Origin of the sequence: Kitasatospora sp. NPDC059648 (genome assembly GCF_042734825.1) — a bacterium.
In the GTDB taxonomy this organism is placed as follows: Bacteria; Actinomycetota; Actinomycetes; order Streptomycetales; family Streptomycetaceae; genus Kitasatospora.
Window position 1 is genome coordinate 1 of the sequence record NZ_JBHWDU010000145.1, and the last position, 10,702, is coordinate 10,702.

Below are 10,702 nucleotides of genomic sequence, written 5' to 3' on the forward strand. Positions count from 1 at the left end.
GCCGGGCGGCGGGCCCGGGGGCGGTGGCCCGGGCGGTGGGCCCGGGGGCGGTGGCCCGGGCGGCGGGCCGGGCGGCGGCCCGGGCGGGGGTGTCTCGGTACTCGGCATGTCGGCACTCCAGCACGAGGGGGCGGACCCGCCCGCGACCACTGCCGACGCTACGCCTGCCCCGCCGCGAGGACCACGCCCGGGCGGCGGCACCGGGGTGCCGCCGCCCGGGGGCTCAGCCGCTCAGCACTGGGGGCGGCGGCCGTGGTTGGCCCCGCGCCTGGCCCGGGCCTTCTTCTTGCGGCGGCGCTTGGACGACATGGCGACTCCTCTCGCGGCTTTCGCAGCCAGGACCCCCGGTCTTCCACCGTTCCACACCCCGCCCGCCCCGGCCCGTCGAACCGCTCGCCCGCCCCTGGCAGCCGGCGCACGGGCGCGCTGGCACACTGGCCCGATGACGACCGACGACGAACTCCTGCGCCACCAGGCCGCGCTGCAGGCCGAGGCCGAGGCGGTCCACGCCGACCTGGGCCTGGACACCGGGCTCGGCGCCCTCGGCACACCGGTACGGGTGGGCAGTTCGGCGCTGGGGCTGATGGTGCGCCGGGACCTGGACGTCACGGTGGTGTGCCCGCGCCTGGACCAGGCCGTCCACGAGCGGGTGGCCGCCCTGGGCGCCCGCCTGGCCCTGCACCGGCGGGTGCGGCAGGTGCGCCTGCGCAACGACACCGGCGCCTGGAACGAGGACCCCGACGCCTACCCGGACGGCCTCTACCTCGGGCTGTCCTACCGCTCCCCCGCCGAAGGCTCCCGCGAGGGCCGGGACTGGACCCTCGACCTGTGGTTCGTCGACGACCCAGCCCGCCAGCCCGACCTCGCCCACCTGCGCGACCTGCCCCCGCGGCTGACCCCGGGGGCCCGCGCCGCGATCCTGCGGATCAAGCACGCCTGGGCCCAGAGCCCCGACTACGGTCGCACGGTGCGCGGTTGGGACGTCTACCGCGCCGTCCTGGAGGACGGGGTGCGCACCCCCGAGGAGTTCGGGCGCCGCCGCGCCGGCGCCTGATCCTTCAAGCCGCCGCCCGGTCCTCGGGCGGCGGCCGCGCCTGCCGTGTCCCGCACCACGGCGCGCAGCGGCCGGTCGAGGGCCGCGGGTCGCGCGCCCTGCCCGGGGGCGCCCTGCCCGGGGGCGGCCTGCCCGGCGTGCACGGCCCGGGCGGCGGGCTCGGCGACGTCGTGCGCGCCGTGGGCGCCGATGGGGTCCTCGACCGCGCCGCACAGCTCGTGCGGCAGGTCGGCCGCCCCGCCTTGCGGCAGGGGCACCGCGCGCGGCCGCCGCAGGGGCGCGTCGGCATCCGTCACTGGCCCACGCGGCCGTCCACGCACTCGCGCAGCAGGTCGGCGTGGCCGCAGTGGCGGGCGTACTCCTCGACGCGGTGCACCTGCAGCTCCCGTACCGCGATCCGCTGCCTGCCCAGCCGCTCCCCCAGGTCCGCGTGACGGGCCAATTCGGCGTCCAGTGCGGCCTGTTCGCGCTCCAGGTCGCGCCAGGCGGCCGCGACGACGGCCGGGTCGGCCACCGCGCCGCCGAAGTCCGCGTCCCGCGCGCCGTACAGCTTCGGCAGCGGTTCGCCCTCGGTGATCCAGTTGCGCCAGCCGCGCTCCACCTGCGCGAGGTGGCGCACCAGCCCGAGCAGCGACATCGTCGAGGGCGGCACCGAGCGCCGTGCCAGCTGCTCGGCGTCCAGGCCCTCGCACTTCATCCGCAGCGTCAGCCGGTAGTTGGTCAGGAAGTCGGCGAGGGTGGCGCGTTCTCCGTCCGGGGACGGCCCTTCGCTGTTGCGCGGATCGTCGGCCGGGTCGGCCCACATGTCGGGATGGACGGTCGCCTGGGTCCATCGCTCGGGTCGCTCGGCCATAACGGCATGTTCGCCCACGGCCCCCCTTGCCCGTCAAAGGGTTTACGGCGGGCGGCCGGCCGTGACCGGCGCCCGGGTGGAGTACCGCCGCCAAGCGCCCGGCCGTTCCACGGCGGACGTGCGCGGGCAGGGGCCGCCGGGGCCGGGCCGCCCGGTCAGGTCAGCCTCCCGCCGCCGCCCGCAGGGAGGCGGTGAAGGCGGCCACGGCGGGGGCGACCCGCTGGCCCCGGCGGGTGGCGGTGCAGACGCGGCGTACGGGGGTGTCCTGGGGGTGGAGGGGGACCAGGGCGATGTCGGGGCGGGCGGCGCGGGCGGCGAGGGAGGGGATGAGGGTGGGGCCCAGCCCGGCGGCGACCAGGCCCAGTTTGGCGGTCCAGGCGCCGACGGCGTACTCGATGCGGGGCTGGAAGCCGCTGCGGACGCAGGCCGCGAGGAGGGTGGACTCGGGGTGGCGGCTGGCGGCGATCCAGGGCTCGTCGGCGAGTTCGGCCAGCCGGAGGCGGCGCCGGGCGGCGAGGCGGTGTCCGGGGGGCAGGGCGACCAGGACCGGGTCGTCCAGGAGGGGCCGAAGGTCGAACTGCTCGGTGTCGTAGGCGTCTTCGGTGTTCTCGGTGTAGGAGGCGACGACGGCGAGGTCGATCGTGCCGTCGGCGAGCCGGTCCAGCAGGCGGGCGGTGAGCCCTTCGGTGAGGGCGATCTCCACCTGCGGGTGGGCGGCGTGGAAGGCGGCCAGGGCGCTGGGGACGAGTGCGGCGTTGGCGCTGTCGAAGGCGCCCACCCGCAGGCGCCCGGCGCCCAGTTCGGTCAGGGCGACGAGGTCGCGCCGGGTGGTGTCGAGGCGCTCCAGCAGCGCCTCGGCGTGCGGGAGCAGGGTGCGTCCGTGCTCGGTCAGCCGGACGCCGCGGGCCAGGCGGTCGAACAGCTGGGCGCCCAACTCGGCTTCCAGTCCGGCGATCTGGCGGGATATCGCGGACTGGGTGAAGCCGAGGCGCTCCCCGGCCGCGGTGAAGGAGCCCAGGTGGGCGACGGTGCGGAAGACGTCCAGCCAAGCCATGTCCATCGCGCATGGATACCATGCCGGACATTCGCTTGTCGCCTGGCTGGGGGCTGCCTAGCGTTGCGGCCATGGAAAAGATCGCCTTTCTGGGCCTGGGCCGGATGGGGCGGCCGATGGCCCGTCGCCTGGCCGCCGCCGGCTACCCGCTGACCGTCTGGAACCGCTCCCCCGGCCGCGCCGACGGCCTCACCGAGGCCGCGGGCCCGGCCGAGGCCGTCGCCGGGGCCGGCATCGTCGTCACCATGCTGTCCGACCCGGACGCGGTGGCCGAGGTCGCCGGGCAGTTCACGCCCGCCCTGTCCCCGGGCGCGCTGTGGATCGACATGTCCTCGATCGGCCCGCGGGCCGTCGCCGGGCTGCGCGCCCGACTGCCGGAGGGCGTCGCCATGGTGGACGCCCCGGTGGTCGGCAGCGTCGGCCCGGCGGCCGACGGCGCCCTGGGCGTCTTCGCGGGCGGCGAGGACGCCGACCTGGAGCGCGCCGAGCCCGTCCTGGCCCACCTCGGCCGGGTGCGGCGCTGCGGCGGACCGGGCGCGGGGGCGGCGCTGAAGGTCGTGGTGATCGGCGGCATCGTGGCCTCGGTCACCGTGCTCGCCGAAGTGCTCACGGTCGCCGGGGAGTTGGGCGTGTCGCAGGAGGTGGCGCTGGAGGTGCTGTCGGCCGGGCCGCTCGCGGGGGCCCTGGCCCGGGCGCGCAGCACGGAGTCGGACTTCCCGGTGCGGCTGGCCGCCAAGGACCTCGCCCTGGCGGGCGCGAGCCCGGTGCTGTCGGCGGCCCGGCAGGTGCTGCTGGCCGATCCGTCGATCGCGGAGCTGGACCTGTCGGCGGTGGTGGGGGCGCTGCGGGAGGGCTAGCGGGTTGGCGGGCGGCTCGGCGCGGTGGCGGCGGGCGGCCAGGGCCTCGGGGTGGTCGGGGCCGAGCAGGCGGACGGCGTGCGCGACGAAGTTCCCGCAGCCCCACGGCCCGGCCGGGTGCGGCGGCGGCCTCGGCGGCCCGGGCCCGGCTGCTCCCGGTCGGCGTCCTCCCAGGTGGCGGGGTTGTCCCGGCCGTGCGGGCCCCGGCGGTGGCGCCGGCGCGCGACCGCCTGAGGGCGCCCCCGGCCCCCGGGGCTCGCGGGGCCCCTGGGAGGCGGCGAAGCAGCGGCGGAGAAGGATCCCAGGCCTGCTGTCAACCTTCACTGTCGGGTTCACCCGATCAGGGTGGCCGGTGTGCATGCGGGGGCGGGCGGGACGTAGCGTCGTGACAGCGCACGAAGGATGGCCGGGCATGAGGGACGGCCGGGGAGGGCGACAGGGGTGCAGGTCTCATGAGGGCTGGACGGGTCACGGCGGCACTGGCGCTGGCGGTCTCGGTGCTGGTGGCGACGGCCTGCGGGGCGCCCCCGTCCGCCGGCAACAGCGACACCGCAGGCCAGGCGGGCCAGGCGGCCCGGGCCGGCAAGGCCGCCCAGGACCCCGACGGCCGTCCGCTGGCCCTGGTCTACCGGGGCCCGGCCGCCTGCGACGGCTGCCCGGAGGCCGCGCACGACATGCTGGAGCACGACGGTTTCGCGGTGCGCTACATCGGGCCCGCCGGACAGACCCGCTTCGGCCCGGACGCGCTGTCCGGCGTGGCGCTGTACGTGCAGCCGGGCGGCACCAACGGGCAGGAAGTGAGCAGCGCGTGGCGCCTGCTGCGCAGCGACCCGGGCTTCTCCGCGGAGCTGGTGCGCTCCTACGTGCGCGCCGGCGGGCACTACCTGGGCCTGTGCATGGGCGGCTACCTGGCGGGCAGGGAACCCGGCTACGGCCTCCTGCCGGGTGACTCCGGCCAGTACATCAGCTCGCGGGACGCCACCGTCACCGACGAGCAGGACCACCTGGTCGACGTCCTGTGGCGCGGGCAGCCTCGGAAGATGTACTTCCAGGACGGCCCGTACTTCGACGTGGACGGCCCGGGCCCGCAGGTGCTGGCCCGCTACACCAACGGCCGGGCCGCCGCCGTGGTCGCCTCCTACGGCGCGGGGCGGGTGGCGGTCAGCGGCCCGCACCCGGAGGCCCCCCCGGAGTGGTACCGCGAGTACAAACTGCCCGACGAGTCGCGCACCGGCCTGGACCTGGGCCAGGACCTGCTGCACACCCTGATGGGCACCGCCCCGGCCCCCTGACCCCTGACCCCGGGCCCCGGCCACGGCCCCGGCCCCGGCCCCGGCTCCGGCCCCGGCTCCGGCGCGGCGCACCCGCGGGCGCCGCCGGCCCGGGCGCCGCGGCACGTCCTGCCGGCCCGGCTGACGGGGGCGTGCCCCGGCGCCCCCTGCTCCCGTGGCCCCTGCCGCCCGTGGTCCCTGCCGTCCGTGGTCCCTGCCGCCAGCGGTGGCCCCGGCCCGGGGCGTCCAGGCCCGGCTGGTCTTCGCCGGCCCGGGCCGCACCCCGGGCGGGCGCCGGCCGGGGGCTACTTCCCGCGCGGCTGGTTGAAGCGCAGCATGTTGCCCGCCGGGTCGCGGAAGGCGCAGTCGCGCACGCCGTAGGGCTGGTCCATCGGTTCCTGGAGGACTTCGGCGCCGGCGGCGCGGATGCGCTCGAAGGTGGCGTCGCAGTCGTCGGTGCGGAAGATGACGCCGCGCAGCAGGCCCTTGGCCAGCAGTTCGGCGGCGGCCCGGCGGTCGTCCTCGGAGGCGTGCGGGTCGGCCAGCGGGGGTTCCAGGACGATCTCCACGCCGGGCTGTCCGGGCGAGCCGACGGTGACCCAGCGCATCCCCTCGAAGCCGACGTCGTTGCGCACCTCGAAGCCGAGGACGTCGCGGTAGAAGGCGAGCGCCTTGTCGTGGTCGTCGACGGCGATGAAACACTGTGCGAGTTCGATGCTCATGCCCGTCAAGGTACGGGAGCGGGCCTCAGGTGCGCCGCACGGGACGCGTGCGGATCTTGGCGATGCAGGCGGGGATCGCTTCGCCGTCGGCGTGGTCGCGGGCACGGTAGGCGCTGGGGCTCTCGCCGACCAGTTCGGTGAAGCGGGTGCTGAAGGAGCCCAGGGACGTACAGCCGACGGCCATGCACACGTCGGTGACGCTCAGGTCCCCGCGCCGCAGCAGGGCCTTGGCCCGTTCGATCCGGCGGGTCATGAGGTAGCTGTACGGGGTCTCCCCGTAGGCGGCGCGGAAGCTGCGCGAGAAGTGGCCGGGCGACATCAGGGCGGTGGCGGCCAGCGCGGGCACGTCCAGCGGCTGGTCGTACTCGCGGTCCATCCGGTCGCGGGCCCGGCGCAGCCGGACGAGGTCGTCGAGGGGCACTGGGGTGGGCACACCGGCAACCGTAGCGGGTGGCGCCGGTGCACTCCCCCGCCCGGCGGCCGTCCGCTCGCGGTCGCCGGGCCGGGCCGACCACCCTGGAGGGTGGCCGCAGACGACGAACCGCCCTGCCCGAGTTCCCCGCGCGTCCCCGGCAACGGGGCGGTGGCCGCAGGGACGCTGGTGGCCACCGCGCTGGTGCTGCTCGCCCAGGCGGCCAGCGGCCCCAGTTCCCGGCTGGTGCTGCTGCTGGTGTTCCTGCCCGCGCTGCTGGCGGGCCTGGGCACGGTGGCGCAGACGGTGGCCGTCTCGGTGTGGGTGACCGGCGTGGTGGTGGTCCACTCGGTGCTGTACCCGCCCGCGGACCTGCCGGCCCGGCTGGGCACCCTGCTGGGCGTGGTGGCCGCCGAGGCCGCGGTGATCGGCCTGTGCGCGCGGCGGGTGCGGCGCGAGCGCCAGCTGTTCCGGATGCGCCAGAGCGCGGTGGCGCTGCAGCGCCAGCTGCTGCGGCCGCTGCCGGTGCGCACCGCGGAGGTGGATGTGTTCGGGCTGTACCGGCCGGTGGAGGAGGACACCCTGGTCGGCGGTGACCTGTACGACGTCGTCGAGACTCCGCACGGCACCCGGGTGCTGGTGGGTGACGTGCAGGGCAAGGGCCTGCCTGCGATCGGCACGGGCTTCGCGGTGCTGAGCGCCTTCCGGGAGGCGGTGTTCCGGGAGGCGGAGCTGACGGCGGTGGCCGACGCCCTGGAGGCGGCGGTCGAGCGCCACAACGCCTACGCCGTGCAGAGCGGCGAGCTGGAGCGCTTCGTCACCGCCACCGTGCTGTGCGTGCGGCGCGGCGGCGATGTCCGGGCCGTCGACTGCGGCCACCTCGCGCCGTGCCTGCTGCACGCCGACGGCCGGGTCGAGGCCGTGCGGCTGCCCGCCGGGGTCCCGCTGGGCCTGGCGGCGCTGACCGGCGAGCCCCGGGCGGTGGAGCGCTTCGGGCTGCCCGAGGGCGGGGTGCTGGTGCTGCTGACCGACGGCATCACCGAGGCCCGCAACGCCTCCGGCGCGTTCTACCCGGCCGAGCAGGGCCTGGCGGGCCTGGCCGGCACCCCGGCCGCCGAGCTGCCGGGGGCGCTGGACGGGTGCGCCCGGCGCTGGAGCGGCGGGCGCAGCCGCGACGACGTCACGGTGCTGGTGCTGCGCCCGGCCCGCCGAGCCCCCTAGCGTGGGGCGCTTGCGCGCGGGCCGCGGGCGACCAGGGGCGCTGTGCCGTCCCGGGGCAGGGCGACGAGGTAGTACCAGGGGCCGTCCTCGGCGCGGGCCATCGCGAGGGCCGGTGCGGTGAACGCGGCGGCGGGGCCGGCCCCTTGGGTCAGGGCGTCGAGGTGCGCGTGCTGCGCCAGGAAGTCCGACGGGCCGTCGAGCCACGTGGGCACGGGTGCGCCGCGGCGCAGCGCGGCCAGCAGGTCGTGGCGCGGCGCGCCCGGGGCGGCGTGCAGGACGCGCTCGTGCAGGCGTTCCTGGACGCTGGGGCGCCGGGGCGCGACGGCGGCCAGTTCCAGGCAGCGGGCGCAGAAGCGGGCGCCGACGCGGATCCCGAACAGGTGCCGGTAGCGGGCGGTGGTGCGGGGTGTGTCGGCGCACAGGGTCCGGTCCTCGCCCGCGGCGGCGTGTTCCAGGTCCGGGCGTCGTCGGCTGTGCAGGCTGCGAAGGTGGCCGGTAGGCGGGCGGTGGCGAAGGGCCAGGCGCGGTCCGTGTCGGTGTTCGCGGGGCAGGCTCCCACGGCCGGGGCCGGGCGGGCATCCGCGTTTCGCCCGGGCGGGGCGCCGGGGTGCGGCGGACCCCGGCTGCGGCTTGCGTCGGGGGCGTTCTAGGGTGGCGGGCATGATCCCTTCTCCGATATCCGGCCCGATCCGCGACCCCGACCAGGCCCTGCGGGTGCTGCTGGAGGGCAATGCCCGGTTCGTCGCCGGCTCGCCCGAGCACCCGAACCAGGACGCCGGGCGGCGCGCGGCGCTCGCGCCGGGGCAGAAGCCCTTCGCGGTGCTGTTCGGCTGTTCGGACTCCAGGCTGGCCGCCGAGATCATCTTCGACCAGGGCCTGGGCGACCTGTTCGTGGTGCGCACCGCCGGGCATGTGACCGGTGCGGAGGCGCTGGGCAGCATCGAGTACGGGGTGGCGGTGCTGGACTGCCCGCTGGTGGTGGTGCTCGGGCACGACTCGTGCGGTGCGGTGGCGGCGGCGCTGGACTCGCTGGAGGGCAAGCTGCCCGGGGGCTTCGTGCGGGACGTGGTGGAGCGGGTGACGCCGAGTGTGCTGTCCGCGCGGGCGGCGGGCATCGAGGACCGGGACGCGATCGTGGACGAGCACATCCGCCAGACCGTGGACCTGCTGCTGGAGCGTTCCCAGCTGCTGGCCTCGCGCGTGGCCGAGGGGCGTGTCGGGGTGGTGGGGCTGTCGTACCGGCTGCACGACGGCCAGGCCCGTACGGTCGCTGCCCGCGGCGTCGGCTGACGGCCGGCAGCGGCCGGGCGGCGGCGTGCACGGGAGCTGACGGGAGCTGACGGGAGCTGGGTGTCCGATCCCCGCCAGCGCCGGTGCGCGGGCGGGGGCAGGGTCGGTGGCCGGCGGCGGATCATCCCCGGTCCGCCCGTCTCCCGATCCGGGGAACGGCTCTTCCCCTGCACAGGGTCACCGATCTCAAGGTCCTCTGCTTCGGCACCCCGGTGGTGCTGATCGGCTCGCGCAACGAGGGCGGCGGCGCCGACCTGGCGCCGGTGTCCTCGGCCTGGTGGCTGGGCCAGTCGTGCGTGCTGGGGCTGGGCGGCAGCTCCCGGACCTGTGCCGACCTGCGGCGCGAGGGCGAGTGCGTGTTCAACCTGCCGTGCGCGGCGCAGGGGACGCCGTCGACGCCCTCGCGCTGCTGACCGCCAACCCGTACATCGCCGAGTACCGGCGCGAGCTGGGCTACCGCCATGAGCGGGTTCGGCGCCGCCGGGCTGAGCGAGCTGCCCGGTGAGCTGGTGCGGGGCGCCGCGGGCCGCCGCGTGCCCGGTGCAGCTGGAGTGCCGGGTGGAGGCGGCCACCGCGCTGGCGGGTAGCGAGGGGTGCACGGTGTTCGCGGTCTGCGTGGTGCGCGCCCACGTGGACGAGTGCCTGATCGTGGCGGGCACCGACCACTACGTGGACCCGGTCGGCTGGGAGCCGCTGATCATGAAGTTCTGCGGGTTCTTCGGCGAGGGCCGACGCCTGACCCCCTCCCGCCTGGCCGAGGGCTGGCGCATGCCGGGCAGGCTGGCGGCCGGGGTGTGAGAACCGCGCCGTTTGACGGCGCGGTGGCCGCGGTGTGACGGCCACCGTGTGACGGGTGGCGTTTCACGGTGCGATGGTCGCCCCGCAGGAGTCGCACACCCGGGTCGCCGGCAGTTCCAGGAAGCAGGTGGGGCAGATCGCCGGCGGGCGCGGCGCGGGGGCTGCGGTGGCGGCGCTCTTGCCGGTCGCGGCGCTCTTGCGGGTCGCGGCGCTCTTCAGCCGCGGGGCCAGCGCCGGGATGCCGCCGTCGGCGGGCAGGTCGGCGCCGAAGTGGCGGTAGCAGGCCAGCCGGGCGGCGGCGGCGTGCTGCTCGCGGTCCATCTCGTCCGGGATCGGCGGCTGTCCGGCCACCGCCAGCACGTCCTGGTAGGCGGCGCCGACCATGCCGTCGCCTGCGTGCACCACCAGGGCAGTCAGCGGCGGGTCGCCGCGCCGGTGGGCCTCGCGCGCCACCAGGGCCAGCACCTTGCCGATCCAGTGCCGCTGGTTGATGCTGGTGCGCACCCCGGAGGCCTGCTGGACGGCCTCGGCCAGCTCGGCGTGGGTGATCACCGCGTGGTAGCGGCGTGCGACGTCCACCAGGGCCGGGTAGGCCGCCCTGGTCCACACGATGTGCGCCTGGCTGACGGCGACGGGCGAGCCGTCCGAGTCCCGCCAGTAGCCGCGCTGCTGCTGCGTCATCCGTCCGCCCCTTGTTCCGTTCTGCCTGTCGGCCCCCGCCGGGAGCGAGGCTACCCGGCGCGGGCGGCGGTCTTCCTGTCGGGGCGGGCGGCCGGGCTTGACTTCAAGTGCTGTTGAAGTCGTTCCATGGGTGGCGACCGCAGCCGTACGGGCTTTTGCGGTCGATGCCCCGCCCGTACGGGAACGGACCGGGGCCGGGGCCGCCTTCTTCCGATCGTGCCGCTGGCGGCCCCGGCCCTTGTCCGCCCCGTTCACCGGGGCCCGGGAACCGAGGCGTGCGCGGCCGCGCGCGGGGCGGCCGCTGCCGGGGGCCTTCACCGGCGGCGTGGCCGGGTGGGGGGGTTGCGCCGAGGGCGGGCGAAAAGGGCCGGGAAGGGGCGGTGGGGGGGGCGGGCGGGGCGGGGGGGGCCCCCCCCCCCCCCGCCCCCGGGGGCCACACGAACAACGCCCCGCAGAGAAAAAAAAAAAAAAACCCAACACACAAAAAAA

Annotated in this window: 14 protein-coding genes; 7 read left to right on the top strand and 7 right to left on the bottom strand. The window is 76.9% G+C overall.

The window, feature by feature from the left end; translation table 11 throughout:
- Window positions 1–442: 442 nt before the first annotated feature.
- Complete coding sequence (locus ACFV1W_RS38715) at window positions 443–1,054, top strand: hypothetical protein (protein ID WP_380422063.1); 612 nt, start codon at window positions 443–445, stop codon at window positions 1,052–1,054.
- On the opposite strand, the gene ACFV1W_RS38720 is transcribed toward ACFV1W_RS38715, so the two are convergent.
- The 3 genes from ACFV1W_RS38720 to ACFV1W_RS38730 all read right to left on the bottom strand — a co-directional run bounded on the left by ACFV1W_RS38720 (window position 985) and on the right by ACFV1W_RS38730 (window position 2,967).
- On the bottom strand, window positions 985–1,350 hold the full coding sequence (locus tag ACFV1W_RS38720) for a hypothetical protein (RefSeq protein ID WP_380422064.1): 366 nt from the start codon (window positions 1,348–1,350) through the stop codon (window positions 985–987). The two genes, ACFV1W_RS38715 and ACFV1W_RS38720, sit on opposite strands and share 70 nt — an antisense overlap.
- Window positions 1,347–1,907, bottom strand: a complete 561-nt coding sequence (locus tag ACFV1W_RS38725) for a DUF664 domain-containing protein (RefSeq protein ID WP_380422066.1) — start codon at window positions 1,905–1,907, stop codon at window positions 1,347–1,349. The genes ACFV1W_RS38720 and ACFV1W_RS38725 overlap by 4 nt, the downstream gene beginning before the upstream one ends.
- Window positions 1,908–2,067: 160 nt before the next feature.
- Entirely contained in the window at window positions 2,068–2,967 is a 900-nt protein-coding gene (locus ACFV1W_RS38730; protein ID WP_380422068.1) for a LysR family transcriptional regulator, read from the bottom strand.
- A 65-nt stretch (window positions 2,968–3,032) separates the two neighbouring features.
- Between ACFV1W_RS38730 and ACFV1W_RS38735 the strand changes: the two genes are divergently transcribed.
- The gene (locus ACFV1W_RS38735) at window positions 3,033–3,818 is read left to right on the top strand and encodes an NAD(P)-dependent oxidoreductase (RefSeq protein WP_380422069.1); all 786 of its coding nucleotides are present in this window, start codon (window positions 3,033–3,035) and stop codon (window positions 3,816–3,818) included.
- A 452-nt stretch (window positions 3,819–4,270) separates the two neighbouring features.
- The gene (locus ACFV1W_RS38740; RefSeq protein WP_380422071.1) at window positions 4,271–5,110 is read left to right on the top strand and encodes a BPL-N domain-containing protein; all 840 of its coding nucleotides are present in this window, start codon (window positions 4,271–4,273) and stop codon (window positions 5,108–5,110) included.
- A 284-nt stretch (window positions 5,111–5,394) separates the two neighbouring features.
- On the opposite strand, the gene ACFV1W_RS38745 is transcribed toward ACFV1W_RS38740, so the two are convergent.
- Together ACFV1W_RS38745 and ACFV1W_RS38750 are read right to left on the bottom strand one after the other, a co-directional pair.
- Complete coding sequence (locus ACFV1W_RS38745) at window positions 5,395–5,811, bottom strand: VOC family protein (protein ID WP_380422073.1); 417 nt, start codon at window positions 5,809–5,811, stop codon at window positions 5,395–5,397.
- A gap of 25 nt (window positions 5,812–5,836) precedes the next feature.
- Complete coding sequence (locus ACFV1W_RS38750) at window positions 5,837–6,232, bottom strand: helix-turn-helix transcriptional regulator (protein WP_380422085.1); 396 nt, start codon at window positions 6,230–6,232, stop codon at window positions 5,837–5,839.
- Window positions 6,233–6,334: 102 nt separating this feature from the next.
- Between ACFV1W_RS38750 and ACFV1W_RS38755 the strand changes: the two genes are divergently transcribed.
- On the top strand, window positions 6,335–7,444 hold the full coding sequence (locus ACFV1W_RS38755; protein WP_380422075.1) for a PP2C family protein-serine/threonine phosphatase: 1,110 nt from the start codon (window positions 6,335–6,337) through the stop codon (window positions 7,442–7,444).
- On the opposite strand, the gene ACFV1W_RS38760 is transcribed toward ACFV1W_RS38755, so the two are convergent.
- Window positions 7,441–8,106 carry a hypothetical protein gene (locus tag ACFV1W_RS38760; RefSeq protein ID WP_380422077.1) on the bottom strand — a complete coding sequence of 222 codons (666 nt, stop codon included), beginning with the start codon at window positions 8,104–8,106 and terminating at the stop codon, window positions 7,441–7,443. The genes ACFV1W_RS38755 and ACFV1W_RS38760 overlap by 4 nt on opposite strands.
- Between ACFV1W_RS38760 and ACFV1W_RS38765 the strand changes: the two genes are divergently transcribed.
- The 3 genes from ACFV1W_RS38765 (at window position 8,105) to ACFV1W_RS38775 (ending at window position 9,532) form a co-directional block, all read left to right on the top strand.
- Window positions 8,105–8,734 (top strand): carbonic anhydrase, encoded by a 630-nt coding sequence (locus ACFV1W_RS38765; RefSeq protein WP_380422078.1) that lies wholly within the window; start codon window positions 8,105–8,107, stop codon window positions 8,732–8,734. The genes ACFV1W_RS38760 and ACFV1W_RS38765 overlap by 2 nt on opposite strands.
- 212 nt (window positions 8,735–8,946) lie before the next feature.
- Complete coding sequence (locus tag ACFV1W_RS38770) at window positions 8,947–9,147, top strand: hypothetical protein (RefSeq protein WP_380422080.1); 201 nt, start codon at window positions 8,947–8,949, stop codon at window positions 9,145–9,147.
- Between the two features lie 145 nt (window positions 9,148–9,292).
- A complete protein-coding gene (locus tag ACFV1W_RS38775; protein WP_380422081.1) occupies window positions 9,293–9,532 on the top strand; it encodes a hypothetical protein in 240 nt (79 codons plus the stop codon).
- 63 nt (window positions 9,533–9,595) lie between these two features.
- On the opposite strand, the gene ACFV1W_RS38780 is transcribed toward ACFV1W_RS38775, so the two are convergent.
- Window positions 9,596–10,213: a hypothetical protein gene (locus tag ACFV1W_RS38780; RefSeq protein WP_380422083.1), complete on the bottom strand. Its 618-nt coding sequence runs from the start codon at window positions 10,211–10,213 to the stop codon at window positions 9,596–9,598.
- Window positions 10,214–10,702 lie beyond the last annotated feature (489 nt).

Excerpts from the sequence above, each read along its gene's own strand:
- ACFV1W_RS38745 (WP_380422073.1), bottom strand. The coding sequence starts at position 5,811 with ATGAGCATCGAACTCGCACAGTGTTTCATCGCCGTCGACGACCACGAC.
- ACFV1W_RS38730 (WP_380422068.1), bottom strand. The coding sequence starts at position 2,967 with ATGGACATGGCTTGGCTGGACGTCTTCCGCACCGTCGCCCACCTGGGC.
- ACFV1W_RS38740 (WP_380422071.1), top strand. The coding sequence starts at position 4,271 with ATGAGGGCTGGACGGGTCACGGCGGCACTGGCGCTGGCGGTCTCGGTG.
- ACFV1W_RS38780 (WP_380422083.1), bottom strand. The coding sequence starts at position 10,213 with ATGACGCAGCAGCAGCGCGGCTACTGGCGGGACTCGGACGGCTCGCCC.
- ACFV1W_RS38760 (WP_380422077.1), bottom strand. The coding sequence starts at position 8,106 with ATGCCCGCCACCCTAGAACGCCCCCGACGCAAGCCGCAGCCGGGGTCC.
- ACFV1W_RS38765 (WP_380422078.1), top strand. The coding sequence starts at position 8,105 with ATGATCCCTTCTCCGATATCCGGCCCGATCCGCGACCCCGACCAGGCC.
- ACFV1W_RS38715 (WP_380422063.1), top strand. The coding sequence starts at position 443 with ATGACGACCGACGACGAACTCCTGCGCCACCAGGCCGCGCTGCAGGCC.
- ACFV1W_RS38735 (WP_380422069.1), top strand. The coding sequence starts at position 3,033 with ATGGAAAAGATCGCCTTTCTGGGCCTGGGCCGGATGGGGCGGCCGATG.
- ACFV1W_RS38725 (WP_380422066.1), bottom strand. The coding sequence starts at position 1,907 with ATGGCCGAGCGACCCGAGCGATGGACCCAGGCGACCGTCCATCCCGAC.